This window comes from Oscillibacter valericigenes (genome assembly GCF_021531435.1).
Classification (GTDB): domain Bacteria; phylum Bacillota; class Clostridia; order Oscillospirales; family Oscillospiraceae; genus Oscillibacter; species Oscillibacter valericigenes_B.
Genome location: NZ_JAFBIS010000006.1, coordinates 1 through 26,892, shown reverse-complemented (window position 1 = coordinate 26,892; position 26,892 = coordinate 1). Strand labels below are relative to the sequence as shown.

The 26,892-nt window shown below is 57.8% G+C and carries 17 protein-coding genes, 1 tRNA gene, 3 pseudogenes and 1 CRISPR repeat array; of the genes and pseudogenes, 9 read left to right on the top strand and 12 right to left on the bottom strand.

Going from position 1 to position 26,892, the window contains the following annotated elements:
- Positions 1-79 precede the first annotated feature (79 nt).
- From JQM68_RS04745 to JQM68_RS04730, 4 genes are all read left to right on the top strand, one after another.
- Entirely contained in the window at positions 80-1,831 is a 1,752-nt protein-coding gene (locus tag JQM68_RS04745; protein ID WP_235221807.1) for an ABC transporter ATP-binding protein, read from the top strand.
- Positions 1,824-2,621, top strand: coding sequence for a YlmH family RNA-binding protein (locus tag JQM68_RS04740; protein WP_235221805.1), 798 nt, complete (start codon positions 1,824-1,826; stop codon positions 2,619-2,621). Before JQM68_RS04745 ends, JQM68_RS04740 begins: the two co-directional genes overlap by 8 nt.
- A 12-nt stretch (positions 2,622-2,633) precedes the next feature.
- A complete protein-coding gene (locus tag JQM68_RS04735) occupies positions 2,634-2,843 on the top strand; it encodes a DUF896 domain-containing protein (RefSeq protein ID WP_235221804.1) in 210 nt (69 codons plus the stop codon).
- Positions 2,844-3,029: 186 nt separating this feature from the next.
- A complete protein-coding gene (locus JQM68_RS04730; protein WP_235221801.1) occupies positions 3,030-4,961 on the top strand; it encodes a thioredoxin domain-containing protein in 1,932 nt (643 codons plus the stop codon).
- Between the two features lie 56 nt (positions 4,962-5,017).
- Here the strand turns inward: JQM68_RS04730 and clpB are convergent, their stop codons facing one another.
- Entirely contained in the window at positions 5,018-7,609 is a 2,592-nt protein-coding gene (gene clpB / locus JQM68_RS04725; protein WP_235221800.1) for an ATP-dependent chaperone ClpB, read from the bottom strand.
- A gap of 867 nt (positions 7,610-8,476) precedes the next feature.
- On the opposite strand from clpB, the gene JQM68_RS04720 reads away from it, so the two are divergent.
- On the top strand, positions 8,477-12,781 hold the full coding sequence (locus JQM68_RS04720) for a DUF7601 domain-containing protein (protein ID WP_235221798.1): 4,305 nt from the start codon (positions 8,477-8,479) through the stop codon (positions 12,779-12,781).
- A gap of 80 nt (positions 12,782-12,861) precedes the next feature.
- On the opposite strand, the gene JQM68_RS04715 is transcribed toward JQM68_RS04720, so the two are convergent.
- Positions 12,862-13,113, bottom strand: a complete 252-nt coding sequence (locus JQM68_RS04715) for an HPr family phosphocarrier protein (RefSeq protein ID WP_235221796.1) — start codon at positions 13,111-13,113, stop codon at positions 12,862-12,864.
- 125 nt (positions 13,114-13,238) lie between these two features.
- Here JQM68_RS04715 and JQM68_RS04710 point away from each other — a divergent pair, with 125 nt between their 5' ends.
- Positions 13,239-13,601: a Fur family transcriptional regulator gene (locus JQM68_RS04710; protein ID WP_268821417.1), complete on the top strand. Its 363-nt coding sequence runs from the start codon at positions 13,239-13,241 to the stop codon at positions 13,599-13,601.
- Between the two features lie 102 nt (positions 13,602-13,703).
- On the top strand, positions 13,704-14,267 hold the full coding sequence (locus tag JQM68_RS04705) for a 6-carboxytetrahydropterin synthase (RefSeq protein WP_235221793.1): 564 nt from the start codon (positions 13,704-13,706) through the stop codon (positions 14,265-14,267).
- Between the two features lie 300 nt (positions 14,268-14,567).
- Here the strand turns inward: JQM68_RS04705 and JQM68_RS04700 are convergent, their stop codons facing one another.
- The 8 genes and pseudogenes from JQM68_RS04700 to cas3 form a co-directional block, all read right to left on the bottom strand.
- A complete protein-coding gene (locus JQM68_RS04700) occupies positions 14,568-15,428 on the bottom strand; it encodes a sugar phosphate isomerase/epimerase family protein (protein WP_235221792.1) in 861 nt (286 codons plus the stop codon).
- A gap of 488 nt (positions 15,429-15,916) precedes the next feature.
- A CRISPR array of direct repeats spans positions 15,917-16,621; the repeat unit is 33 nt; unit sequence ATTTCAATCCACCCACCCCGTGCGGGGTGGGAC.
- 181 nt (positions 16,622-16,802) lie between these two features.
- Complete coding sequence (cas2, locus tag JQM68_RS04695) at positions 16,803-17,093, bottom strand: CRISPR-associated endonuclease Cas2 (RefSeq protein WP_235221791.1); 291 nt, start codon at positions 17,091-17,093, stop codon at positions 16,803-16,805.
- A 10-nt stretch (positions 17,094-17,103) separates the two neighbouring features.
- Positions 17,104-18,203, bottom strand: a pseudogene (gene cas1, locus JQM68_RS04690) (CRISPR-associated endonuclease Cas1).
- On the bottom strand, positions 18,200-18,859 hold the full coding sequence (gene cas4, locus JQM68_RS04685) for a CRISPR-associated protein Cas4 (protein WP_235221789.1): 660 nt from the start codon (positions 18,857-18,859) through the stop codon (positions 18,200-18,202). Before cas4 ends, cas1 begins: the two are co-directional and overlap by 4 nt.
- Positions 18,849-19,691 carry a type I-C CRISPR-associated protein Cas7/Csd2 gene (gene cas7c, locus JQM68_RS04680; RefSeq protein ID WP_235221788.1) on the bottom strand — a complete coding sequence of 281 codons (843 nt, stop codon included), beginning with the start codon at positions 19,689-19,691 and terminating at the stop codon, positions 18,849-18,851. Before cas7c ends, cas4 begins: the two co-directional genes overlap by 11 nt.
- Positions 19,672-21,474, bottom strand: coding sequence for a type I-C CRISPR-associated protein Cas8c/Csd1 (gene cas8c / locus JQM68_RS04675; protein ID WP_235221786.1), 1,803 nt, complete (start codon positions 21,472-21,474; stop codon positions 19,672-19,674). The genes cas7c and cas8c overlap by 20 nt, the downstream gene beginning before the upstream one ends.
- A complete protein-coding gene (gene cas5c, locus JQM68_RS04670) occupies positions 21,475-22,203 on the bottom strand; it encodes a type I-C CRISPR-associated protein Cas5c (RefSeq protein WP_235221785.1) in 729 nt (242 codons plus the stop codon). It lies immediately after the preceding gene.
- 2 nt (positions 22,204-22,205) lie between these two features.
- A complete protein-coding gene (cas3, locus tag JQM68_RS04665; protein WP_235221784.1) occupies positions 22,206-24,608 on the bottom strand; it encodes a CRISPR-associated helicase Cas3' in 2,403 nt (800 codons plus the stop codon).
- Between the two features lie 379 nt (positions 24,609-24,987).
- Between cas3 and JQM68_RS04660 the strand changes: the two genes are divergently transcribed.
- A tRNA-Pro gene (locus JQM68_RS04660) sits at positions 24,988-25,063 on the top strand.
- Between the two features lie 303 nt (positions 25,064-25,366).
- The gene (locus tag JQM68_RS04655) at positions 25,367-25,726 is read left to right on the top strand and encodes a hypothetical protein (RefSeq protein WP_235221783.1); all 360 of its coding nucleotides are present in this window, start codon (positions 25,367-25,369) and stop codon (positions 25,724-25,726) included.
- 294 nt (positions 25,727-26,020) lie between these two features.
- Here JQM68_RS04655 and JQM68_RS13935 read toward each other — a convergent pair.
- Both JQM68_RS13935 and JQM68_RS13930 read right to left on the bottom strand, forming a co-directional pair.
- Positions 26,021-26,266, bottom strand: a pseudogene (locus JQM68_RS13935) (IS66 family transposase); the annotation flags it as partial.
- Positions 26,242-26,457, bottom strand: a pseudogene (locus tag JQM68_RS13930) (IS66 family transposase); the annotation flags it as partial. The pseudogenes JQM68_RS13935 and JQM68_RS13930, both read right to left, overlap by 25 nt.
- Positions 26,458-26,892: the final 435 nt, after the last annotated feature.

Here is a 26,892-nt window from a genome sequence, read left to right as displayed (position 1 = left end):
CCGGGGATATTTCATTGCGTTTATTTGAAAAACATGGTATGATATTCAACTGTAATTGACAAAGCAAGGAGCATTCGCAATGACGACCAAGGAATTTCAGCAGAAATCTTCGTTACAGATTTTCCTGTCTTATTTCAAACCCCACAAAAAGCTGTTCATCATGGACCTCGGCTGTGCGCTGATGATCTCCGTGATCGACCTGGCTTTTCCGTATATCTCCCGCTGGTGCATGTATGAGCTGCTGCCGAAGAGCGCCTACCGGACCTTCTTCGCGGTGATGGCGGTGGTGTTCGCGGCCTTTCTGCTGCGGGCGCTGCTGACCTACGTCATCTGCTACTGGGGCCATACCTTCGGCATCCTGGTGGAGGCGGACATCCGGCGGGACCTGTTCCGCCACATGCAGGAGCTGAGTTTCGACTACTTTGACCGCAACCGCACCGGCCAGCTTATGAGCCGCCTGACCGCCGACCTGTTCGACATCACGGAGCTGGCCCACCACGGCCCGGAGGATATTTTTATATCCGGCGTCACCATTGTGGGCGCTTTGGCCATTATGTTCTCCATTCAGTGGCGGCTGGCGCTGGTCATTGCCGTCATTCTGCCCATCTTCTTCCTGGTGGTCTGGAAGTGCCGGGCCTCCATGCAGGAGGCCTCCCGCCGGGTGAAGCAGAAGACCGCCGTCATCAACGCCGACATCGAGTCCGGCCTCTCCGGTATCCGCACCGCCAAGGCCTTTGCCAATGAGCAGGCGGAGCTGCGGAAGTTCGAGGATTCCAACGACAGCTTCAAGACCTCCAAACGCCAGTTCCACAAGGCCATGGGCCGGTTCAACGCCACCATGGAGTTCTTCCTGTGCATCCTGTCCGTGGCGGTCATCGCCGCCGGCGGCGTGTTCATTATGCGGGGCGAGATGGACACCGTGGACCTCATCACCTTCAGCCTGTATATCACCACCTTTGTCAACCCCGTCCGGAAGCTGTCCACCTTCGCCGAGCTGTTTGCCAACGGCACCGCGGGCCTGGGCCGCTTCATCGAGCTGATGCGGACGGAGCCCGCCATGCAGGACGCGCCGGACGCTAAGGTGCTCCAGCGGGTGGAGGGCCGCATCGACGTGGACCACGTCAGCTTTGCCTATCAGGACGACCTGGCGGTGCTCCACGATGTGGAGCTGCACATCCGCCCCGGCGAGACAGTGGCGGTGGTGGGGCCCTCCGGCGGCGGAAAATCCACCCTCTGCCAGCTCATCCCCCGGTTCTACGACGTGACCAGCGGCGCCATCCGCATCGACGGCCAGGACGTGCGGCAGGTGACCCAGGAGTCTCTGCGGCAGAACGTGGGCGTGGTGCAGCAGGACGTGTTCCTGTTTGCCGCAAGCATTCTGGAAAACATCCGCTACGGCCGCCCCGGCGCCACCGAGGAGGAGGTGGCTCAGGCGGCGAAGTTGGCGGAAATTTACGACGACATCGTGGCGATGCCCGACGGCTTCAACACCTATGTGGGCGAGCGGGGCACCCTGCTCTCCGGCGGCCAGAAGCAGCGCATTTCCATCGCCCGCATCTTCCTGAAAAATCCTCCTGTGCTGATCCTGGACGAGGCGACCTCCGCGCTGGACAGCGTGACGGAGGCCAAGCTGCAGGAGACCTTTGAAAAGCTGTCCCAGGGCCGGACCACCATCATCATTGCCCACCGCCTGTCCACCGTCCGAAACGCCGACCGCATCGCCGTGGTGGAGGACGGCCGCATCGCGGAGCTGGGCAGCCATGAGGAGCTGATGGCAAAGAACGGCGCCTACGCCGCCTTGGTACGGACCCAGGAGCTGCGCCATGGATAAATCGAAACTGCTGGACCGGGTGGGCGCCGTGGGCGATGACCGCCTGCTGCTGGCAAAGGTCCTGGACCGGGCGGAGCAGGCCCAAAGCCGCAACATCCCCGCCGCCACGGATTTTTTAAGCCCCCAGCAGCAGATGATGACGCTGGACCTGCTGCGGCTGGCGGGCGTCCCGGAGACGGGGTATGCGCGGCTTGGCGGCTATGAGGGCGCGGAGCGGAACCTGTTCCTCTTTCTACCGGACTGGCTGGAGCCCGGGGACACGGAGAGCCAGAGCCCTATTCGCTGTCTGCGGGCCGCGTTCCGGGAGGAGGAAAAGCTGACCCACCGGGATTTTTTGGGCAGTCTCATGGGCATGGGCATCGTCCGGGAGAAAGTCGGGGATATTTTGGTAGGCCCCGGCAGCGCCGATCTGTTGGTGCTGGACACCGTGGCGGACTTTCTGCTGCAAAGCTGGGCTTCCGCCGGACGGGCAAAGCTGACTGTCACGGAGATCGACCCCGCCTATATCCACATCCCCCAGGTGCAGTGCCAGGAGGTGCGGGACACCGTTTCCTCCCTGCGGCTGGACGCGGTGGCCTCCACGGGCTTCCGCATGGCCCGGGGCAAGGCGGCCGACCTCATCGCCTCCGGGCGGGTGCAGGTGAACTGGCGGGAGTGTACGAAGCCGGACAAGCTGCTTGCGGCGGGAGACACGGTCTCCGCCCGGGGCTTTGGAAAATTTGAACTGACAGAGGTGGGCGGCGTGACAAAAAAGGGCCGCACCGCCATCGTACTGAAACGATACGTCTGAGAGGAGAACACCATGGATCAAAAAGGCATTGACCGCATCAACGAGCTGGCCCGGAAGGCCAAGACCCCGGAGGGGCTGACGGAGTGGGAGAAGGAGGAGCGGGCCGTTCTGCGCCGGGCCTATATCGACTCCGTGCTGGGGAGCTTGCAGGGGCACTTGGACAACACCTATTTTGTGGATGAGAAGGGCAACAAGAAGAAGCTGGAGAAAAAAGGGAAGTAAAGCGAATACGACCCACTGCGAGGAACCCCGAAAAGGATGGCCCGATCTCAGCCGTTTGCCATCTTTTTTGGGGTTTTTGTGCAGACATCCGTTTTGACGCATACTTTTTCTGCCCGGGGCCATCTTAGTTACAGTGAATGCACACATTTGAAGCAAATCCATTCAAAACGGCAAAGAGGTGACCGTATGCCCAACCATTTACAGCATGAGACCAGTCCCTATCTGCTCCAGCACGCCGAAAATCCGGTGGACTGGTATCCCTGGGGCGAGGCGGCGTTCCGGCGGGCAAGGGAAGAGGACAAGCCGGTTTTCCTGAGCATCGGATACAGTACCTGCCACTGGTGCCATGTGATGGCCCATGAGAGCTTTGAGGATGCGGAGATCGCGGAGATCCTGAACCGTTATTTTGTGTCCGTCAAGGTGGACCGGGAGGAACGGCCGGATATTGACAGCATCTATATGGCCGTCTGCCAGGCCTTTACCGGCAGCGGCGGCTGGCCCACCAGCATTTTTATGACGGCGGAGCAGAAGCCCTTTTTCGCGGGGACGTACTTCCCGAAAAGCGGCTGGGGCGGCAGACCCGGCCTGCGGGAGCTGCTGCTCGTCATCCACGAAAAGTGGGAGACAGACCGAACGGCCCTGCTGCGTCAGGCGGATGCTGTTGTTTCGGCGCTGGAGCAGGGCGGCGGAGAACCCGGGACGGCAGACGCTGGACTGCTGGATTCTGCCGTACTGCTTTACAAGCAGAGCTACGACCGGAAAAACGGCGGCTTCGGGGATGCGCCAAAGTTTCCGACGCCCCACAATCTCCTGTTTTTGCTGACGTACTATGAGCGCCGCCGGGACGCGGCCTGTCTGGAGATGGCGGAGCGGACGCTGGTGCAGATGTACCGGGGCGGGCTGTTCGACCACATCGGCTTCGGCTTCTGCCGCTATTCCACGGACGGGCGGTTTCTGGTCCCCCACTTCGAGAAAATGCTGTACGACAACGCATTGCTGATTTTGGCTTACTGCAAGGCGTATGCCGTGACGAAAAAGACGCTGTATCTGGAGATCGCGGAAAAGACCGCCGCCTATGTCCTGCGGGAGATGACGTCGCCCGAGGGCGGCTTTTACAGCGCCCAGGACGCCGACAGCGACGGAGAAGAGGGCAAATACTACCTCTTTACGCCGGAGGAGATCACCGGACTGCTGGGGCAGACAGACGGGGAGGCGTTTAACCGCCGCTTCGGTATCAGCGGGACGGGCAATTTTGAGGGGAAGAACATCCCGAATCTTTTGAACAGCGAACCACAGGACAACACGTTTGACGGCCTTCTGGAAAAGGTTTACCAGTACCGCAAAAAGCGGTGCGCGCTCCATCTGGATGATAAGGTGCTGACCTCCTGGAACGCCCTGATGACCGCCGCCCTGTGCCGGCTTTACCGCGTTAGCGGGAAGGCCATGTATCTGACCGCCGCGAAACGGGCGGAGGACTTCATACAGAAGTACCTGTGGGAAAATGGGAGGCTGTTTGTCAGCTTCCGGGCCGGACGGCGGGGCGCGAAGGGATTTTTGGATGACTATGCCGCTTATCTCTATGCCCAGCTTGCGCTGTATGAGGCGACGCTGGAGCAGGAGCATCTGGACCGGGCGGAGCGGCTGTGCGGGGATGTGCTTGCTTCTTTCCGGGACGGGGAAAACGGCGGCTTCTACCTGTACGGCTCGGACAGTGAGACGCTGCTCCTGCGCCCGAAGGAGACCTGCGACGGGGCGATCCCCAGCGGGAACTCCATGATGGCCTGGAACCTGGTGCGTTTGGCGCAGCTGACCTCTGACCGTGGTTATGAGCGGGAGGCGGAGCGCCAGCTTAACTTCCTGGCGGCGGACGCGGAGCAGTATCCCGCCGGATACGCCATGTTCCTGCTGGCCCTGCTGGACTGGGAGAGCCCACCGCCCAAGGTGACGGTCGTGTTGGCAGGGCAGGAGAAGAAATTCACCGTTCCGCCGGACGCGGTGGCACGTTTGCTGTCCGGGCCCACAAAGGAGTTTCCGCTCAAGGATGGAAAGACCACGTTCTATGTGTGCCGGAATCAGAGCTGCCTGCCTCCTGTCAACGATTTGAATGAGGTCCTGTGAGCAATAGAAAAGGCCACCATGTCGACATGGTGGCCTTTTTTATATGCGCTGAAAGGTTACTGCTTTTTGCAGACCAGTTCCCCGTTTTCCGCGTCCAGCACCAGGGTGCTGCCGGAGGGCAGCTCGCCCCGCAGAATTTCTTTTGCAATCAGCGTCTCGGCGCTGCTCTGGAGATACCGCTTCAGAGGCCGGGCGCCGTACACCGGGTCGAAGCCCCGGTCGATGAGCAGCGTCTTGGCACCGTCGGTGACCTCCAGCTTCAGCGTCTTGTCCGCCAGGCGCCGCTTCAGGCCCCGCATCAGGATGTCGATGATGCCCTTCAGGTTCTCCTTGGTCAGGGGCTTGAACAGGATGATCTCGTCCAGCCGGTTCAGGAATTCGGGCCGGAAGGAGGCCCGCAGCTCCGCCATGACACCGTTCCGGGCGTCGTCGGAGATGCTGCCGTCGGGCTGGATGCCGCCCAGCAGCTCCTGGGAGCCCAGGTTGGAGGTCAGGATGATGATGGTGTTCTTGAAGTCCACCGTCCGGCCCTGGGAGTCGGTGATGCGGCCGTCATCCAGAATCTGCAGCAGGATGTTGAACACGTCCGGGTGGGCCTTCTCCACCTCGTCGAACAGCACGACGCTGTACGGCTTGCGGCGGACGGCCTCCGTCAGCTGGCCGCCCTCGTCGTAGCCCACGTATCCCGGAGGCGCGCCGATGAGCCGGGACACGGAGAATTTCTCCATATACTCCGTCATGTCGATGCGCACCAGGTTGTGCTCGTCGTCAAACAAACACTCCGCCAGGGATTTGGCAAGCTCCGTCTTGCCTACACCGGTGGGGCCCAGGAACAGGAAACTGCCGATGGGCCGGTTGGGGTCCGCGATGCCGGCCCGGGAGCGCTGGATGGCCTCTGTCACCAGCCGGACGGCCTCGTCCTGGCCCACTACCCGCTTGTGGATGACGTCATCCAGGTGCAGCAGCTTCTCCCGCTCGCCCTCCATCAGGCGGCTGACGGGGATGCCCGTCCACTTGGCCACGATGTCGGCGATCTCGTTCTCCGTCACCGTGTCGTGGACCATGGTGTTGTCTCCGGCGTGCTGCTCGGCCAGCGCCTCGGCCTCTTTCAGTTCCTTTTCCAGGGCGGGCAGGTCGGAGTATTTCAGCTTGGCGGCCTTCTCGTATTCCAGGCGGGACTGGGCCTGCTCGATCTGCCCCTGGAGCTGTTCCAGCTTGCCTTTCAGTTCCTTGACCTTGTCCACGCCGTGCTTTTCCGCCTCCCAGCGGGATTTCAGGGCATTGAACTGCTCTTTTTCGTCAGCTAACTCCTTCTTGAGTTCTTCCAGACGGTCCCGGGAGAGCTGGTCGTCCTCTTTTTTCAGAGCCATCTCCTCAATTTCCTGCTGCATGATCTTCCGACGCAGGTCGTCCAGAGAGGCGGGCATGGAGTCGATCTCCGTCCGGATCATGGCGCAGGCCTCGTCCACCAGGTCGATGGCCTTGTCCGGCAGGAACCGGTCAGTGATATAGCGGTTGGAGAGGGTGGCGGCGGCCACCAGGGCGTTGTCGTGGATGCGGACGCCGTGGAAAATTTCATAGCGATCTTTCAGGCCACGGAGGATGGAGATGGTGTCCTCCACCGTGGGCTCATCCACCTGCACCGGCTGGAACCGGCGCTCCAGGGCGGCGTCTTTTTCAATATACTGGCGGTACTCGTCCAGGGTGGTGGCGCCGATGCAGTGGAGCTCGCCCCGGGCCAGCATGGGTTTCAACAGGTTGCCGGCGTCCATGCTGCCCTCCGTTTTGCCTGCGCCCACGATGGTGTGCAGCTCGTCAATGAACAGGATGATCTTGCCCTCGGATTTGCGCACCTGCTCCAGGACGGCCTTGAGGCGCTCCTCAAACTCGCCCCGGTACTTGGCGCCGGCGATAAGGGCGCCCATGTCCAGGGAGAAGATGGTGCGGTCCCTCAGACTGTCCGGCACGTCGCCCCGGACGATGCGCTGGGCCAGTCCCTCGGCGATGGCGGTCTTGCCCACGCCGGGCTCGCCGATCAGCACCGGGTTGTTCTTCGTTTTGCGGGACAGGATGCGGATGACGTTCCGAATTTCGCTGTCACGGCCGATGACCGGGTCCAGCTCCTTCTTCCGTGCCCGCTCCACCAGGTCGGTGCCGTACTTTTTCAGGGCGTCATAGGTGTCCTCCGGGTTGTCGGAGGTGACGGGATTGGACTTTACCTTGGACAGCTCCTCGCTGAACCGGCTGCGGGTGATGCCATGATCCTGCAAAAGCTGCTTGAGGGCGCTGGAGCCCTCGGCGAAGATGCCCAGCATCAGATGCTCCACGGAGATGTATTCGTCGTGGAGTTTTTCCGCCGTCTTTTCCGCCACAGTGAGGACTTTTCCGGTTTCGGGCGAGGCGTAGACCTCCCCGCTGCCGCCGGACACCTTGGGGAGCTCGTCGATTTTGGCGCCCAGCTCCGTCAGCAATCCGCCGCAGTCCACGCCCATCCGACTGAAAATGGAGCTGATAAGACCGCCGTCCTGGGACAGCAGGGCGTACAGCAGGTGCTCCGGCGTCAGATATTGGTTGTGCTTTTCCTGCGCCAGGGCCTGGGCGTCCCGGATGGCCTCCAGCGTTTTTTGCGTGTATTTTTCCGTGCTCATCGTTTTTCCCTCGATTCAAAAGGCCGGCGCCGTGAAGGACTGCCGGACCGCATACATATGTTCTTCAGGTTCGGCTTTATTATAGCTCTGATTTTAGCACTGTCAAGGCGAGAGTGCTAAAGTTCACAATATGCAAAATGATTGTTTACAGCTTCTTCAAAAATCTGCGGTATATATGCACAGACGCCCTTTCGTTTCCGCCCACTCGGCGGAAACTGGTTTTGGATAATATGCAGACCGGCGGACGGCTCTTTTCGAGCCGTCCGCCGGTCTTTCTGATTTTTTCTGCAAAATATTCATATTATATACAATTTTATACATTATGAAAGAAAAGCGGACGCCCTTCCTCAATTTGCTGCAAATTCCACTCGGTTTCGACGGATTATGATTTTTGGATGATAGTATTATTGCACTTTTTATTGTTAAACTAACCGCTTTAAATACAAAAAATGACAAAAAATGCACATTTAAAGTGAGACAATAGAAATGCAGAAAATGGAAATCCACAAGGAGGAAGCCGGAATTGCCGGAAGATGGAATGGAATGGAACGGCAGCGGACACTGCGGAATTATTCGGAGAAAAAATGAAATTTTATGCAAAATCAAGCCGAGGCCCCGGCTTGAAACAAGCTCTGGATGTTCCGCGGACGAGAGGGGGTTGTGTGATTGAAAAAAATCCGGCCGCGCGAGTGCGCGGAGCACGGAGCGGCAGCCGTGACCGGGCGGCGGGAACCGGCGGCGAGCGGCTCTCGGAGGACCTGGCGGCAGTGCCCGGCGGGACATCTCTGGAAAGCTGTCATTTACTCCCGGGCAGGGCCACAGCGGTGCTTTACATAAATGAATCAAATAAAGGAGGATAACAGCAATATGAAGAGGAGAGTGTTAGCGGGCCTGCTGACATGCGTCATACTTTTCGGCCTGCTGCCCGCCACGGCTCTGGCGGACGGCTATGAGGCAAAAAACGGAGAAACTGCGTATGAAACTCTGGACGAGGCCATTAAGGAGGCCAAAGACGGAGATACCATCGAGCTGCTGACGGACGCACAGGTCACAAAGACTTTTTATAAATCACTTACCTTCACCGGTGGACATACCATGGATTTGAATGTATACGGCTGGAGGTATGACGGTGACCTGGTCTTTGATGGTGCGAACCTGAACATTCATACTGACGCAGATTCGCCCGCTGCCGATAATGGCGCAGCGGCACGATGGGTCACAATGGTCCTTGGCGGGTCTATCAGCGCCAGGAACGGAGCGGCTGTGACCTTTACGTTTGACTCCGCCGGCGGAACGAACTGCGCGATCTATGCGGGGAAGGGCGGCGTTTCGCTCAATGTCGAAGACCACTCTGCATTCCGTATTTACGGAAAAAACACGGGAGGAGTCCCCGGCCAGGGAATTCAGCTCGATTCCACAGCGAACACGGGAATTTTTGTTACGGGAGAGAGTGAATTCCTGATCGACGGTGCGAACCGCGGATATGTGAACAGCCCCACGACCTATGTTGAGAACTCCACATTTACCGTTCAGAACTGCACGGCCAATGGCTCCAATGGCGGAGAATTTACGGCTATCAACGCAAAGGTCGAATATTTGAACAACCGGGGCCATGGCCTTTCCGCCGGCAATGTGGTTTTCCAAGATTCTGTTTTTAACGGGCTCAACAATGGTTATACCGGCCTGCACGTCCAAGGAACGTTCGACGCAAGCACCACCGGAACCGGAAAATACGCCACAGAGCTGACGCTGACCGGGAATACGTGGAATGCCTTCAAAGCCGACAGCTTTGCCGCGCTTCGGCTGACCGGCAACGCAAACATCGGCGAAGATGTAACGGTCAATATCGCTGACAACTACGGCGTGGGCCTGCGCTGCAATTCCGCCGATGCCAGTTACGTCTTTGCTGAGGGCTCCGACCTGACCATTGTTCGGAACGGAAAGGCGCTGGAAACGGATGGCGTACAGTACAACACCACTGGTGGCGGCATCTGGAACAAGGGCGCACTGACCATCCCTTCCGACGCGGTCGTCTATGACAACCACGCGGCGGACGCCGGCGACGACATTTACAACGAGGCTGGCGCGGCGATCACGTTCGGGCGTGTCGGTGAAGACTGGAGCCTGGACGGCGTGCCCGCCCATTGCGACGATCCCATCGACGGCTGGTATGACGATCCGGCGGGAAGCCGCTGGGAAGCGCATGATGAAGACAGCCTCTATGTTGATGAGTTTACCGGCTTTGGCAAAGACGGCCTGGCGGCCATCCGGAACCAGAAAGCCCTGAAAGCCGCCCATGGACTTCTGCCTGAGCCGGAGCCTACTCCGGTCGTTCCTGAGTGGGATGTCTCCAAATCCAAGACGGCTACGAATCTGGTGAAAGACGGCGAGGGCAATTATACCTCCGATGTGACGCTGTCCCTGCCTTCTGCCCAGGAACAGCTGGTCAGTGATGTGGTGCTGGTGCTGGATAAGTCCACCAGCGCCGATGTGGAGGATCAGGCATTGGCGATGCTCAGCAGCCTGAAAGAACGGCTGGACGCTACCAGCGCAAAAATTCAGGTCGGCGTGGTCATCTTCAACAAGGAGGCCCATGTTGCCAACGGAGGCAAGTTCTTTGACCTGTCCAAAGAGTATGAGGCAATCGAGGAAGCAATCCGGCAGGAGATCAAAAGCGGCACGAACACCCACGCGGGCCTGCTGGCCGGCAAGGCCATGCTGGACAGCGACACTCAGGTGGATGCCAGCCGCAAGTATCTGATCTTCGTCAGCGACGCGATCACCTACATGTACGGCGCGGAGCCGACTGTCACCGCCTGGACATTCTGGGCGGATGCGTGGAAAGACTGGGCCGGACCGGACAACTGGAAATCCAAGTACGACACCAATGACGCCCCCGCGGACTGGGATGCCTGGTTTGATGACATCGGTGAGAAAGTCGCAGCGCAGGGAACCAAGTATGAGTACCCCTATAAAGGAACTGTCGGGGAGGCCACACCGCAGGAGGACTGGCAGACAGCCTACGCCAACTCCATCGACAAAGCCCTGTATCTGACCAATCAGGTGTATCAGGATGCAAGAGCGGAGGGCTATCACTGCTACGCCATGACAGCCGAGTCCGATGCCAGCTACCCCTGGGCGAGCAGCTTTATGGACTACCTGGCCGGCGGCGAGGAAGTCAGCTTCGAGGCGATCCAGAACGACATCTACTATCTGGTGAGCAGCGGCTCGGAAGTTGTGGATGTCATTGGCAAGGGCACCTACGGCACGACGGACCGTTTCGCCTATGACTTCGATTTCGTCAACGATTTTGACAGCCTGACCCTGACCCGGGGCAAGGATGAAACCGGCAATCCGGTGGAGCTGCTGAAGGTCCCAATCGACGATACGACCTACGGATTCGGAGAGAAGCTGGGTGAGGACGAATATGAATTCGTCCTGCACTACTATGAGAATGGCCGGGACGGCCAGTCCGACGAGTGCTTCGTGTGGGAGATCAATGTGCCCATCACCAACTTCGAGCAGGTCCAGCTGACCTACAAGGTCCGGCTGACCAATCCCCAGCTGGAGGTCGGCGTATACGGCACATATGACGAGGACGGCCTGGATGAAAACGGCGAGCAGCTGGCGGGCAGCGAATTTCTGTTCACCAACAAGAGCGCTACGCTGTATCCTGTGGACAGTAACGGCAGGGAGGTCCAGCCCGAGGACTTCTCCAGGCCCGCTGTGTCCTACGAGGTCAAAAATGAGCCCACCGGCACGCTGTATGTGACCAAATACGTGCTGGACAGCCAGGCGGACCAGAACCAGACATTCTCCTTCCTGGTCACGGCCGGCGACGCGGAGCAGGCGTTTGAGCTGCGGGCGGGAGAGACCAAAGCCATCTCCGGCCTCCCGGTGGGTGCCGCATATACGGTGCTGGAGACGGACTCCCACGGCTATACCGCCAACTATTTCAACAGCACCGGCACCATCACCGGCTCCGGGAGCGGCGATACCGCCGTGGTGGTCAATGTGCCCGAGGGCGAGGGCGCGCTGGTCATCAGCAAGACCGTGAACGGCGGCAGCACCGCGCAGGAATTCACCTTCACCGTGAACCTGACCGGCGCTGACGGCGCTTACGCCTACACCGGCTCCAAGACCGGCACCATCAAGAGCGGCGAGACGGTTACGCTGAAAAACGGCGAGAGCATCGCCATCAACAACCTGCCCGCGGGCGCCGGGTATCAGATCACGGAGAAGGCCGCGGCCAACTATAAGACCGCCATTTCCGGCAATGACGCGCTGATGGCGGGCACGGTTTCCGGCAGCACCGCTTCCGGCACCGTCGTGGGCGGCAGCGCGGCTGTAGCCCATTACACCAACACCTACACCGGCGGCGGTTCCAGCGGCGGCGGCGGTTCCAGCGGCGGCGGAAGCAAGCCCGACACCGTACTGAATACCGATGACCACTATTCCTATATCATCGGCTACAAGGACGGCATGCTGCGCCCCTACGGCACCATCACCCGGGGGGAGGTGGCCACCATTTTCTTCCGCATGCTGACGGACGAGACCCGGGAGAAATACTGGTGCCAGACCAACAGCTACGCCGACTGCGATTCCGACCTGTGGTGCAACAACGCCATCTCCACCCTGACGAACATGGGCATCATCGACGGCTATCAGGACGGCCTGTTCCGGCCCTATGGAAAGATCACCCGCGCCCAGTTTGCCAAGATCGCGGTGGGCTTCTTCGAGACCACCAAAGAGGAGTACAAGGGCTATTTCACCGATGTCCCCGAAGACGCCTGGTATACAAGCTATGTGGAGGCCGCCGCCCGGGTCGGCCTGGTCCAGGGCTTTGACAACGATACGTTCCAGCCCGACACCAACATCACCCGTGCCCAGGCTTGTGTCATTGTGAACCGTGCCCTGGACCGCAAGCCCCAGAAGGACCACCTGCTGCCCCAGAGCAAGATGGTTACCTGGCCGGACTGCGAGCCCGGCGACTGGTTCTACGCCGACATGCAGGAGGCTACCAACAGCCATGATTACAAATGGCTGACCAGCGGGAGCGACAAGAAGTATCTGGAGGAGTGGACCAAAAAGCTGCCGCAGCGTGACTGGGCTGCTTTCGAGCATGCCTGGGCCACTGCCCACTCCGCCCCCGGCGGCGAGGTCGTGAAGTAAGGAAGGACAGGAGCAGCGGCCAAATACCTGCGCGGGCATACAGAAACGCGGACGATGGAGGTTCCATCGTCCGCGTTTCGTTACGCTTCAAAATACCGCCGCAGGGCATTGACCGCGTCTTCCTCATCCGGCCCTTCCGCCGTGACCGTCAGTACGGCGCCGTGCCGGACGCCCATGGAAAGGACGCCCAGAAGGCTCTTGGCATTGACGCTCTTTTCACCGAGCCGGATGCGGATCTGGCTCTGGTATTCATTGGCGTTTCGGATGAAAAGGGCGGCGTCTTGTTCCTTGAGTCCGCCGTCCCGTGTGACGATGATCTCCTTGCTTGTCATATTGAACATTCCCCCGTATCAAAAAACCAGAAGTGTGCTGTGCGCGGAGCACTTTTTTATTATAGCACGATTCCGGACGGAATGACATATCTTGTCAGATTTGTGCCATTCAATGTTCCCTGGTTTTGGAGACGGTCAACCGTATGACGGGGCATGTTTCCGCGGATGAGGTCTACGATGTCATCGCGGCGGAGCGTCCGAACATCAGCAGGGCAACCGTGTACCGGAATCTGAACCGGCTGGCGGAAATGGGAAAGATCCGCAAAATCGAGGTGCCCGACGGCGCCGACAGGTTTGAGCATTGGAGCCATAAGCACTATCACGTCCGCTGTGAAAAGTGCGGCCGCATTTTTGATGTGGATATGCCGTATATGGAGGATTTGGAGGCACGCATCCGGGATACCCATGGCTTCGATTTCACCGGCCATGACATCATCTTCTCCGGTGTCTGTCCGGCGTACAAGAACAAAGCGGATGTGAACGGTTGATGTCTGATTGTCTCACGAGCCGGCGGCCTGTGATCTCAATAAGTGAACCAAGCAGACCCACTATAAACCGTCTGCAAATTTTGGATATGAGGGGTAGTTGTTATGAGAAGTATTACCACACTGGACCTGCAGTACGCCCATAGATTTTATGGCTTCAAGGGAGAAGCTCAGTATCTGCACAGGCATACCGGCGTCCTGACCATCGAGGTCGAGGATTCTGTGGAACCCGGCGTCAACATGGTGTTCCCCTGCAATGAGATCCAGAAGACCGCCTGGGAGGTCCTGAAGAATTTTGACCATGCGCTGATCCTGCGGGAGGATGATCCCCTCCTGCCCGCCATCCTGAAGGTTTACGAAGAGCAGGGCATCAAGGACGGCGCCCCCACCAACAAGATGAAGGGCCCTGCTTTCCAGACGGAGCTGGCCACTGCCTATCCCGACTGCCGCCTGGTCGTCACCAAGGAGACTATGATCGTGGAGGGTATGATCAAGATCGTCTACGAGCTGCTGAAGGATAAGCTGAACATAGCCAAGCTGACCTTTACCAGCGGCGTCAACGCGGCCTCCCAGGAGTATACCCCCGGTAAGACCATCGACCGCTGCCCCCTGTGCGGCATTGCGCTGAATGAAAAGGGCGTTTGCCCCAAGTGCGGCTACAAGAAGTAAGCGGCAGCCCCAGGCCGTACAGCTGAACCGGTCATAAAAGCCCGCGCCCCACATTCCGGGGCGCGGGCTTGCTTATACGGCGAAGCGACTTGCACCTGTCCGTGTCCCAAATGACGGCGGGGCCATTCGGCGTCCAGAGCGCGGCACGACACAGCCTGCCGCTGTCGGCGATGCCTTCGGAAGAGGCATGGAAGAAAGCTGTTTCCTCGACCGCGGAACAGCAGGGGGACATCATCGGTGTTCGGCGGAGCGGATCAAGTGCCAAATGGGGAAGTGGCCGGGCGGGGCGGTTCGTTCCGTTCAACAGTAGGTCTCCACATGGGCGCGGGTGACCTCAGCGGCCTTCTTGATGTTCTCCTCATTGGAGAGCTTGTAGTAGTCGGGGCGGAACACTTCGATGGTGCAGACGCCGCCGTCGAAGCCGATTTTCTTCAGGGTATCCGCGTACCGCTTGTGGTCCAGGCAGTCGCCAGGCTCACCGGGCCACAGGCGTTTTTCGTCGGTGTTATAGGCTGCGCCGCAGGGCATATTCTCCATGCCGTTCAGGTGCCAGATGAAAATTTTTCTGCCGTCTGCCTTTTCAAGGGCGTCCCAGCCGGAAGCCATGGCGTGGAAGTGGTATTGGTCCAGCGTCAGGCCGACCAGGGGGTGATCAACTTCCTCCACGATGGCATAGGCATCCTCAAAGCGGTTGATGGACATGGTGGGGCAGCCGCAGAACTCCAGGGACAGCTTGATGCCGTAGGGCTCCACCTTCTTCACCATCTCCCGCAGGACGGCCACGGCGTCGGCCTTGATGTCGTCCAGTGTGGCGTGGACAGTCAGGTCCATGGAGGGCACCACCACGATCATCTTGCAGTCCAGAATCTGGCAGCGGCGAATGATCTCATCCAGATGGTCCATGACAGCGTCCTTTTCCGCCTGTGTCTGCTTCATATTAAAGCCGACGAGGGCATTGTAGGACAGCATCTTCAGCTTGTGGGTGCGGAAGAAATCGCCCAGTTCCTCAAGAGTGCACGTTCCGGCAGCCAGATCGCGGTCCAGGCATTCGGACTGGATGTCAATGCAGTCGAAGCCGTATTTTTCACACAGGGTCAGGTCCTCCAGAACGGAGTGGCCCGCGCAGAAGCGGTTGCAGCCTTCGTTAAAGCCAATTTTCATTGTGTTCACCTTCACCATAAGAATTCAGTTGATTGCAGCGGGGGGCGCCTGTGGAATTGGTCATATGCTTAATATCATTATGGTGAAAATGATCCGGTAGTCAAGACCGAACAGATGCTCCGGGGAAATTTTTGCTGCTCAGAAGAATGATGGAACGACCCTGCCGCTGCTCCGGGTAAGCAGGGCAAAGTATACTGGACGGGTGGGAGCAGTTCCTGCCGGGAAACAAAATGTTAAAACAGATTTTCATGGATCTGTGTATACCTGCTCTGTTTTAAAGATTGCGGCAAAAGGTTATGAATAGACAGGCCTGACTCATAAAAAGACTTCTGTTCGGGTGATCAGATTACGCAGGCAGAGCTCATTCACCCATTCCGTTGAATGGGACTCATGGTGGGCGACGATTTGCTCTGTGCCGAATTCATTTCAATCCACCTGCCCGTGGGGGTGGGACAAATCAGGAAAGAGATACCCTTACGCAGGGCGATATTTCAATCCACCCACCCCGTGCGGGGTGGGACCCAAGAGCAACGCCATATGGAGGGTCAGTCAGAAATTTCAATCCACCCACCCCGTGCGGGGTGGGACGGCGTGGTGGCGGACCTGGTGGAGCACGGCGTGAAATTTCAATCCACCCACCCCGTGCGGGGTGGGACCCTGGGCGGCGTCGCCCTGGACCCGGCGGCCGGTATTTCAATCCACCCACCCCGTGCGGGGTGGGACTGGTTCAAGGCGTTCTACTGCCGGAACTGTGGAATTTCAATCCACCCACCCCGTGCGGGGTGGGACCATACAGGCGGTACAGGCCCGGACGGGCTATAAAATTTCAATCCACCCACCCCGTGCGGGGTGGGACGACTTCCGCGGTTGGCGATGTGATTTACCCCGCAATTTCAATCCACCCACCCCGTGCGGGGTGGGACCGGCATGGCATCCGACGCAGTCAGCGGCAAGCAACATTTCAATCCACCCACCCCGTGCGGGGTGGGACTGAGAGTAACGGGAGGGCTTTATGTATCAGCTGAAATTTCAATCCACCCACCCCGTGCGGGGTGGGACTCAGTCGGGAGTGCAAATGTGAGGTCATACGGCAATTTCAATCCACCCACCCCGTGCGGGGTGGGACTGGGAGAGTATGGTACAACTTCCTGGAGCAAATCATTTCAATCCACCCACCCCGTGCGGGGTGGGACGTAAAAGTATACAAAATAATTCCCTTTTATTGCACTGCATTATACGGTAACGACAAAAGAAACGGCAAACGACATTCGGAAATCGCAGAAAACGGATGCGTTTTTCCAAAACACAGATATGCGAGGCAGAAACACAGTGCGAACAGACACGGGAATCTCTGTTCACTTCCGCTTCGCACCTTTAAATGATCAGCACACCTTCCGCTTCATAAGTCGCTTTTGCTCCAAAGTGTTCGACCTTGGTTTGATAATGATTTCCCAAATAATAGAACCGCAGACTGTCCCGTTTGTCATCCATGATCGCGCAGAGCTTGTGCTGCAGCATTTTAGCCTGTGCTGCATCGACAACGCATTCAAATACAGAATTCTGAACGCGTTGACCATAGTTCACACATTGTTTCGCGATCTGCCGCAGCCGCTTGCGTCCCGCAGCGTCTTCCGTGTTGACGTCATAGGTGATCAGTACCAGCATTTGGCGTGCCTCACTTCCATAAAAAGGGCGGATATGCGTCCAGATCTTCCCGGAGATACCGCGCCAGCAGCAATGCCTGCATATATGGCACCAGTCCCCATGGCAGTTTTTCCCCCAGGTAAGGGTGGGTAATGACCTCTTGCTTGCGCTCCTGCCAGCTTTTCAGAAATTTTCTCCTGGCGTCGTCTGACATGCGGACCGCACCGTTTTCCGATTCATCAAAATCATCGGGCGTCATAACCCGGTTGTTGATCATTGTCAGAACGAACCGGTCCGCCATGCAGGGACGCAGCTCTTCCATCAGATCCAGGGCCAGAGAGACCCTTCCGGGACGGTCCCTGTGGAGAAATCCTACGTAGGCGTCCAGGCCCACGCTCTCCAGTGCCGAGGCACAGTCGTTGGCCAAAAGGCCATAGGCAAAGGACAGCATGGCGTTGACGTTGTCCAGCGGCGGCCGGCGGTTTCTGCCGTGGAAATAAAAGGACGCCTTCTCCCGGAGGATCATGTCGTCGAATACCTTGAAATACGCCGCCGCGCCGACACCCTCCAGACCCCGCAGAGACTCCGGGGAGGACGCCTCCGCGACCTGGGAGAGCAGCCCCCTGATGGTCTCTGACGCGGCCCGGAACTTTTCTCCGTCAATCCGGGGGGCGTGGTCTCTGCGGGTGCGCTCGATACTCCAGCGGGCGTTATACAATTTTCCGAATATCATGTATTTCGAGATCCGGCAGCTCTGGACGGGGTCATCCGCCGCGCGGTACTGCATCCGGCGCAGCCACAGAAATGAGCGGCAAGCATCTGGACAAGCCGGTCATCCGCCGCGCGGTACTGCATCCGGCGCAGCAGCACATTTCCATTGCTGAACCCGGTGGTGCGGGCCAGGAAGCGGCCTCTCGGCGTGCAGAACGCCAGACCGATGTCCCGCGCGGCACAGGCCCCCATCAGGGCTGGGGACGCGCCGGCGTAAGAGAAGGAGATGATGCCGGAGAGGTTGTGCAGAGGAAACCGCCCCATCTCCTGCTTGTCCCGGTTGACCACTACATTTTCGCCGTCCAGAGTCAAATAGGCATCTTCTGATGTCACAAAAAGGGTGTTCAGCAAATGCCTCATAGTTCCTCCAATCTCGCCTTCACATAGTCCCGGGCGGAACCGCCGCGCAGGAGCCTGGGCAGGCAGAGCTCTTTCAGGGAACAGGCGCTGCAGGCTTTTGTGGGTTTCACCCTGGGGGTGTAACCCCTTTCGTACAGCGCGTGCATTTCCGCAAGACAGTCCCGGACCTCCTGCCGGAGTTCCTGCGTCAGTTTTACCGTTTCCCGGCGGCGGGGTTCCCCGTAATACAGGGCGCCCTCCGGGATCCCGCAGCACAGCATCTCCTCCAGGCACATAGCCTGGGCACAGAGCTGCAGGGCGTTGGAGGTGTCCCCGCGGGGCGAGCCGCGCTTATACTCCACGGGGAAGGGCTGATATAGGCCCTCCTGCCCGTGGAGGGGCACCCCTGCCTCGGACCTGCGGAACTCCACCACATCGCAGGCGCCGGAAATACCCAGCACGCGGGAAAAGACAGGCATGTCCCGGGTGACCAGCAGATCGCCGCGCCGCTCTTTCGACGATGCGTCATGGGCCTTTTCATGCATGATCTTCCCGTCCGTGGTCCTCCAGCTCTCCGCCCACTGGTTTTCGATGTGGATCAGCGCCCACTGCCGGCGGCAGAATTTGAAGTGCTGGAGGCCGGAGATCTGGAGATAGTCCTCCTCTTTATACTCCATCGATCACTTCCGGCTCCAGACCGGGCAGCTCTTCCAGCGTGATGACATAGTCGTCGACGGAAGAGGGGAGCAGCTCCGGGTCCTTCAGCGTGGCCTTTACCGAACGGTGCACCCGGGCCGAAGAGTATTGTCCCTCTTTGCAGTTGTGGCGCCACCAGTAGAGCTTGACGACCTCCATGGAGCCGTCCGGGCGGGCGGCGGAGGCGTCGTTGACAAACAGGGTCCGCAGGCATTCCTTGACGACCTCCGCGTCCTCCTCTGAAAAGCCCGTCTTTTCCGCCAGCTGCACATTGATGGAGCCCTTGAGCTGATACAGTCCAAACTGGACGAAATGCTTCATGCCCATGGTGTCGGAGGAGCGCTTCTCGCCCGGCTCGCCGTTGACGCTTTTGGTGATCTGGAGAGACTGCACCTCAATGGGGGAGACGCTGACCGCCTGATGGATGGAGACCGGGCCCCGCACACCTATGGAGGGACCGGCATCTTTGGATTTAAACGCAAATACTTGTCCGAAGGTACGTACATCCAGCCAGGTCTCACAGGCTTTTTTGACAGCCTCCTCCCGGTCCTTCATGCCCTTCAGAACGGCGGAGGCCCGCTCGCTCAGGCTGCCGCAGCCGTCGTCGCTCCGGTCGTCAGACTGGACAAAGACCTTGTATCCCTGGTCCTGCATCCGGTTGCGGATTTTCCGCTTGATACACACGTCGGAGATCTCACCGAAGCCATTGTAATCCGTCCGGGGCCGGTTCCCGTTGAGGGGATCTCCGTTGGCGTTGGCCATGCTGACCGAGATCAGCGCCACAAAATCGATCTTATTCTGCAATGTGCTCATTTTCGTTGTCCTCCTCAATATGTTTTTCCTTGGGTGCGTACAGCGCGCCGCGCTGGAGATAGTAGCCCATCAAATACGTATCTGCCAGAGGCTGGTTCCACTGGCTGTCCGGGAACTTGTGGATCTCTTCCATGATCTGACTGATCAGGTTTTTGTAAAACGCCCGCGTACCGGGCCGCAGACGGGGGAAGTAGGCCCGTTCCAGCTGTTTTTCAATGTTGGCTGCCGCGTACATGGGCCGTTGGCAGAACACCGACTGCTGCCGGATGGCATTGGGCTCCCGCCCCTCGTCACTGCCGTAGGTATCCCGCTCCACCTTTTCCAGAACGGCCAGCAGTCGTCCAAATTGATAGCTGCGGTCATGCTTGCTGGGGTCCAGTTCCATGTTCCATTCCTCCCTGTTTCGGTCAAAATCATATTTTTTCAAAACGGCACATGCGGTAAACAGAATTTTTTCCCGCACCGCCTTCTCGTAGGCTAGCGGCCTGGAGGCCCTCTGTACCAGTGCTTGCTTGATGTCGGCGGGCAGCCTGGCCCGGTCCACCCGGCACGATACCAGCCGCTGCATCTGCTGCTTCAGCACGCGGTCGTCGGTTTTCAGCAGCTGTCCCTGCTGGGTTCCAAAGGCACAGTTGACAATCTGAAGAAGGGAGGGCGACCAGATCTCGCCCCTTCGGTTCGGCCAGCAGCAGGACGCGTCCCAGTCGTACAGCCTTTCCAGAAAATCGGAGCCCAGCAGCTCGTTGTAATAGGTCAGGGACAGGCGCCCCGTGGTGGCGGCGTCAAAGGCGGCGATCACCACGCCTGCGCTCTCCGGCAGCGCCGCCTTGTAGCCCAGCAGGACCTTTTTTAGATCCTCCTGATATTCCGTGGGCTCCGTGACGGGCTCCGTGTTGATCCGGAACGGTCCGGTCACACCGCACACCTTTTTCCCCTGGGGATTCCAGCATAAAAAGGCTCTGCCGCCGTATACCGCCTGCGCGCCCTGCTCCGCCGCCAGCCAGCGCAAGGCGTTGTGGGCCTTCTGAGACGCCTCATAGCTGACCGTGGCCCCCTGCCAGTCCTCCGAAAAACGGCCCCGGTAGGTAAAGCCGCTGCTGTCATTAGAGGAGATCAGCTTGGCGTTGCCGCCGCACAGGGGGATGATCCCCTTGGGATGCTGGCTGGCGGGCCTGGCCAGATTTCCGCCGATCATGCACAGCGCCTGCGCCTGCTGCTCCGTTTTTGCCCTGTAATAGCCGATGAACGCGCGGAACAGGCTTTGATCCGTCCAGCAGGCGGCGTTTTCCTCGGCATCCAGGCCGATGACACGCCACCGCACCAGCGCCTTCTCGTCCTTTGGACGGCCCGTTTCATCCAGATGGATCACATCGCTCCCGGCCAGGTCGGTCAAAATCGTTCCGCCCCTGACATAGGCCAGAATGGGCCGGAGCTTGGGATGTCCGTAAGGCGAGTCCGCCCAGTCGGCCAGCTGGTCCACATACAGGGCATGCTTCTTTTCATCATAGTCCGCCAGGTATCCCAACTGCTCACAGAGCGGGTGGGCGCAGGGAGCGGAGGTGCGCCCGCCGGACTCCTCCGTGACCGGGATCACGATTTTCGGCTCTGCTTTGTCCACCGCCCGGGCACTCACGAAGTTTCCGTCCTGATCCAGGGTAATTTCGATCTGCGCGGAGGTGAGGATGTGGGAGACAGGCGCCAGGGTCTCATGGCCCTCCCGCGGCAGGCCCGCATAGTGGGCGTGGCAGTCATAGGTCTCACAGGCCTTTTGCAGCAGTCCCATTCAGTTCACCTCCCCGAATTCCCGCAGGCCGGTGAAGCTGCCCTCGCCGAAGGGCTTGACCTCCATAGTCCGCAGCATCTTGTGCAGGGGACATTCCTCCGGCTTTGGGAAGGTGATCACGCCCTGCCGCATGACCGGGCTCCAGAAATTCGCCGTCATTTTGCCCGCCGTTTCCTCGGAGTACGCCTCGTCCGCGTAGGTGATGCCGTGGTACATCAGGCCGAAGCCCAGCTCCGGGAGGGAATCGTAATGGCCCGCCCCCTCGCCGAACACACAGGGCTCCACGTAGCCCTGACACTCCCGGGCGCCCAGGAAAATATCCCGGCGGCCTCCTTTGCGGATCATCTTTTTGGCGATCTCATGGTGCTTGTTCTCGCTGCGGTCTCCGGCCAGCTCCGGGCGGTTTTCGTTCCACTCAAAATGGGCCCGCACCTGGTAGCGGCAGTTCTTGAGGTATGTATAATACGCCAGGTCGTTGCCGCCGTGGTACTTGACGGGCCGGATACCCTTGACCTCCGTTTGGATGGGGTTCATTACCCGGACGGCATCGATGTACCAAATAAACGTAGGCTTCCAATACGTTGAAGATAAAATGCCCTTCAGCGCCTCGTAGGTCGGCACCTGATAGGTGCATTTTTCTCCGCCGAGACGCAGGATGGGATCGGAAAACAAGGCATAGTTTCCGGTCACCTGAAATTCCACGATATTCGGATATTTCGTATTCTTCACGCTTACACCTCCCAAAATTGTGCTGTGGTTCCGTTTTGTGAGAAGCCGGTCTCCTCGTCATAGAACCCCTCTGCCAGTACCCAGACGCTGGCGTCATCGTCCCGGATGGGCAGCAGGCCGTGCGCCTGCTCCAGCTTCTGCCGCTGGTATTGATACAGGGAGACCGTGTATGGCTTGGCCTGCTCCAGACAGCTCCGGCGGTATGCCAGATCCCGCCTGGCCCGGTCGGAGCGCAGAGCGGATATTACCGTCCGGCCTTCCCTATATGGAACGATGACATCCAGGCTGTCCTCGTCATACACCTGGAACAGCCTGCCGGCCAGCTGAAAAGCCTGGTTCAAAAAGTAGGTGCCGTGGGCCTCCGCCCGGTCATCGGAGAAAAAGCTGTTGTCGGACAGGAGCGAGAAGACCGTATAGTGCTTTCCCTCGACTCTGTAATCCTGAAATCCATCCGGCATCTCCTGATAAAGGCGGTGATAGTAATAACCGATCGCCTCGTCGGAGGCCAGATCGTTCTGGAACCGCTCCGGCCGCCGGCAGTACTGCGCCAGCAGTTCTCCCGTGGCGTCTTTTCCACGCTGAATATCCGGCAGCCTTGCCAGATTCTCGTTTTGGCACTGCACCAGGTAGACCGGAGCGGGACCGGCCTGCTCGCTGTTGCGGTTGCAGCGCCCGGCGGCTTGCACCACGCTGTCCATCCCGGCGGAGAGCCGGATCACCCGCTCAAAGGAGATGTCCACACCCGCCTCAATGACCTGCGTGGACACGCAGACGGTCTTTTCACCCGAGGCCAATGCAGTCTGGAGACCGGCCAGCGCCGTCCGGCGGTGGGCTGTGCACATGGCGGCGGACAGGTGGCAGCAATAGAGATCACCATGGGACAGCTCCCGGTAGAGATACGCCGCCTCGTCTTTCTTGTTGCATACGATCAGCAGGCTGTCCGCGCTCTCCAGAATTTCCAGCGCGAAGGCCGGAATATCCTCCAGCCGCATATTCCCGGCGTTTTGAATTTGCGTTCTGCGAAATGCCTTCCACAATTCCCGGTCATAGGGGACGATGTCCTTTGGAACGGATACCAGCGGATACGCGGTCTTTTCCAGGCAGGGCTGCGTGGCGGAGCAAAGCACCACGGTGGTGCCGCAGACCTCCGACAGGAAGTTCACGGCCAGATTGAAAAGCGTCAGCATTTTTGCGGGCACGGTCTGCACTTCGTCCAGAATGATGATGCTGTTGGAGAGGGCCTGAAACCGGCGGATGCAGGTGGTCTTTCCGCTGAACAGGGTGTTCAGCAGCTGGACCAGCGTGGTAATGATGACAGGTGCGCTCCAATCCTCGGCCAGCAGCTCCTGAAGGTCCAGCTGTTCAGGGGTCTCCTGTGTGCGGACGAGGTTGGAGTGATGCTCCAGAATGATGCTGTCATTGCCTACGTAGTCCCGGATGACCTGGGCGTTCTGCTCCAAAATCGTCAGCAGCGGCGCGGTGAAAATAATGCGGGATTTGTTCCATCGCGCGGCATTGGTCAGGGCATAGCGCAGGGAACTCAGAGTCTTTCCCGCCCCGGTGGGCACGTTCAGCCGGAAGACCCCGCCCGGCCGTTCCGCAAAAAGACGGCACTGGTCTGAAATTTGCCGCCGGGCTTTTTGAATGTCCGTCTCAGACGGAAAGCGAGCGAGCTTTTGCTCCATATACCGGAGCCGGGCTTCCCAGAGCGGACGCCTGTCTTCCGGAAACACGGGCCGGGCCGTTCCGGTCATAAATTCCGCGGTATCCCGGCGGTCGCCCTGAATCACCGCTGACAGCAGAAGCCGTGCCGTAAGTCCGACATAGAAGGGAAGCTCCCGACGGGCAAGGGCGGCATCTGTACACAACTGGTCCTGGATTTTTTCGAAAACACCTGTCAGCTCCTGGCAGGAAGCCCGAAACAATGAATCGATTTCATCCTGACCGGCGCAGCTGCTCAAAAAGTTTTGCACGGCTTCGCGGTACTCGCTGTCATGGGACAGCAGCCTGTGCTGAAAACCGGAGGAGCGTGTTTCACCGACACAGTCGAATGATCCGTGATGGGAGCCGATGGCGAACGCCAGAAGCTCGCATGTGATGTCATCGTAAGAAGCCGGCGTTGGCCCGTGGTACTGCTCCAGCAGCAGCCGCACCCCTGCAAAGGTATGGACCACCGCTCCGCGCCGGACTGCTTCCCCGTTGACCGCACTCTCGATGTAAGCCTGAAATTCCGGCGTGGCCTTGCCCAAGTCATGCAGCAGTCCGGTCAGATAGGCCGCTTTGGATAAGCCGATACCGCCCAGAGACTCGGCTGCGCAGCGCGCTGCCCCGCGGCAATGTTCCGCAACACTTTGAATGTTCCGCGTACCGTCCTCCTGAATGCGTATATGTGCCGGAAACTCCATCGTACCACCTCACTCCTGCTGTGCAGATTATCACTTTTTGTTAAATTATAACATATTTTTACAGTTTTTGACAATTCCTTATTCGCTTTTTTATGGTGATCGTAGTTGATACAAGATTTATCAAAGACAACATAGATTGTTGGCTGGTTATTGCGCCCAGCCTGATGGGGAGAAGGCGCTCTTGCGCATATAGGGGCTTGAGCTCCCTGTGTTTTTCATCAGTTTAACATCCGGCATGTCCCAAAAACTGGACAGCTTCTGCTTTTCAATGTGGCACTCGATCAAAAATTTTAAAAAAATCAAAAATAGGGGTTGCTTTTTCCGGAAAGCCATGCTAATATAAACAAGCTGACTCAAGACGAGCAGGAAAAGAAAATATCCGGGTGTAGCGCAGTTGGTAGCGCACTTGACTGGGGGTCAAGGGGTCGTGAGTTCAAGTCTCGCCACTCGGACCAGAAAGTACCGATTTTTAACCAAAATGGTTAAAAATCGGTACTTTCTTTTTTGCTTTTCCGCATTTTTTATTTCAGAGAAATCTGTGATCCCGGATTGCTTTCTTCAGTGTCTGTATTATAAATTATCATATTATCTCTTATATTATATATTTAACAACCACTATATTTTGTTTTAAGAGATTCTGAAGATGCCAGAGAGCATACAGACGCATAAAAATCTTCCGTCGGACCGGTGCCGGCTACCTGAAGCCTTCTTCCGAGCCCTCCGGCAGAAAACGGTTCAGCATGATAAGAGTTGCGGATTTGCTGCTGTGGAATCTGCACTCGGAGACGCTCTGCCTCATCCGCAACGATAAGTTGGATCTCTTTCTGAAGATAGGTGCCGGTCTCCTGATCCCCAAATTTTTTATGAGCGATTATCCATTACATACGAGATTCATACAGCGGTTTTTCAGCAGCGGTTCGGCCGCTCAGGAACGCGCCAAAAGCAAACCTCTGTTTTTGCAGAAAACACTTGATGAACATGCGCAGGATTTTATAGATGCCCCCCTGCGAACAGTCTTATTCAATGATCTTTCCACTGTAAAGAACGCTGTCTTATCTCTTAGAATATCCGCTCTGCTGAAGGAATCGGCAATAAGTCCAAACCGGTCAAAGGTATGATAAGCAGTCAATCGATCGGGTAGACAAGGGACATCTGATTTCAAGACTCCGGCAAGAACCCCGCAGTTCATACGGCTGTGATCAGTCATGTAGGATCCGTCCCCAGAGAGCCCAATGCATAAATGTCAGAATCCCTCTTGCAGACCGCGGAAATATCCAGGGTCTGTCTAAGAGGAATTTTGTTTTAAGAGATTTTTCGATAATCATATATCACTTCTGGGAACACTTACCCGCCTCCTTATTGTAAGTGCTCAATAATCACCCGGAAAAAAGAAAACGCCCGATGGCCTCGCGTCAGAGGTCCTCGGGTGAAATCTTTTTTGTAGGAAGGATACAGTTCTTGCGGACCGCAGCAGTCGCACTGGAATCTGCGCCCTTCGGTGTATCGCAGAACAGCCATGCTTTACGGCCTTGGACAAACGGGCGGATTGCGTTTTCAGCCAGGTTATTTGAGATATCTACCTCGCCATGTTCCAAAAACGCATTCAGGAATTTCTTCTGGTTCTTAGCATATGTCACGGCATCAGCCAATTTGCTGCCCGACGCGCTGTTTTGCGTATTAGATCACTCATTTGGAAAAATTTCTTCTCCAGAGTAAAGAGCTTATTGCAATAGTCATAGCCCCAGGCTGCCTTGGAGGTCTCTTTCGTTGCCCCCTTCGGCATCGCCTTACGCCAATATCGCCGCATATGGCTCCAGCATCCGCAGCGGATCACGCCGTCCACCTGGTTATATCCGGCATAGCGCCGGCCGTAATCCGTTGTTTAAATGTACATACAGGCTCCTTTTGAACCTTATTTGTTCCAAGATTTTGTCCGCATCCCCCCAATGGCGAATTCCGCCCGGCGCTAACAGCAATGAACGGATTATGTTCTGTTTTATCCTGATGATTGAATCTTTCCAACAACAATGCAACATTACAGAACCTAATTGAGTAAAACTATCCCAAGATTTTGGACTATAGAAGAACAGTCCAAAAGTATTGAGTTTCTGGTTATAAAGGCCTACCCATTCGTGAAATGAGGCCACAAATCGCCAAAGAACACTTGCTTTTAGCTGTTTTTTAGCTGCAATTCTCTTGGCTTTTCTAAAAGTTCTTTGCAAAAAATGTCATAAAAGCATTTACTATATAGTACTAATATGATACAATAGGACTATATAAAGGA

Excerpts from the sequence above, each read along its gene's own strand:
- JQM68_RS04740 (WP_235221805.1), top strand. The coding sequence starts at position 1,824 with ATGGATAAATCGAAACTGCTGGACCGGGTGGGCGCCGTGGGCGATGAC.
- JQM68_RS04735 (WP_235221804.1), top strand. The coding sequence starts at position 2,634 with ATGGATCAAAAAGGCATTGACCGCATCAACGAGCTGGCCCGGAAGGCC.
- JQM68_RS04700 (WP_235221792.1), bottom strand. The coding sequence starts at position 15,428 with ATGAAAATTGGCTTTAACGAAGGCTGCAACCGCTTCTGCGCGGGCCAC.
- JQM68_RS04745 (WP_235221807.1), top strand. The coding sequence starts at position 80 with ATGACGACCAAGGAATTTCAGCAGAAATCTTCGTTACAGATTTTCCTG.
- JQM68_RS04730 (WP_235221801.1), top strand. The coding sequence starts at position 3,030 with ATGCCCAACCATTTACAGCATGAGACCAGTCCCTATCTGCTCCAGCAC.
- JQM68_RS04720 (WP_235221798.1), top strand. The coding sequence starts at position 8,477 with ATGAAGAGGAGAGTGTTAGCGGGCCTGCTGACATGCGTCATACTTTTC.
- cas7c (WP_235221788.1), bottom strand. The coding sequence starts at position 19,691 with ATGAGCACATTGCAGAATAAGATCGATTTTGTGGCGCTGATCTCGGTC.
- cas4 (WP_235221789.1), bottom strand. The coding sequence starts at position 18,859 with ATGGAGTATAAAGAGGAGGACTATCTCCAGATCTCCGGCCTCCAGCAC.
- JQM68_RS04715 (WP_235221796.1), bottom strand. The coding sequence starts at position 13,113 with ATGACAAGCAAGGAGATCATCGTCACACGGGACGGCGGACTCAAGGAA.
- JQM68_RS04705 (WP_235221793.1), top strand. The coding sequence starts at position 13,704 with ATGAGAAGTATTACCACACTGGACCTGCAGTACGCCCATAGATTTTAT.
- cas2 (WP_235221791.1), bottom strand. The coding sequence starts at position 17,093 with ATGCTGGTACTGATCACCTATGACGTCAACACGGAAGACGCTGCGGGA.
- cas8c (WP_235221786.1), bottom strand. The coding sequence starts at position 21,474 with ATGGGACTGCTGCAAAAGGCCTGTGAGACCTATGACTGCCACGCCCAC.
- cas3 (WP_235221784.1), bottom strand. The coding sequence starts at position 24,608 with ATGGAGTTTCCGGCACATATACGCATTCAGGAGGACGGTACGCGGAAC.
- clpB (WP_235221800.1), bottom strand. The coding sequence starts at position 7,609 with ATGAGCACGGAAAAATACACGCAAAAAACGCTGGAGGCCATCCGGGAC.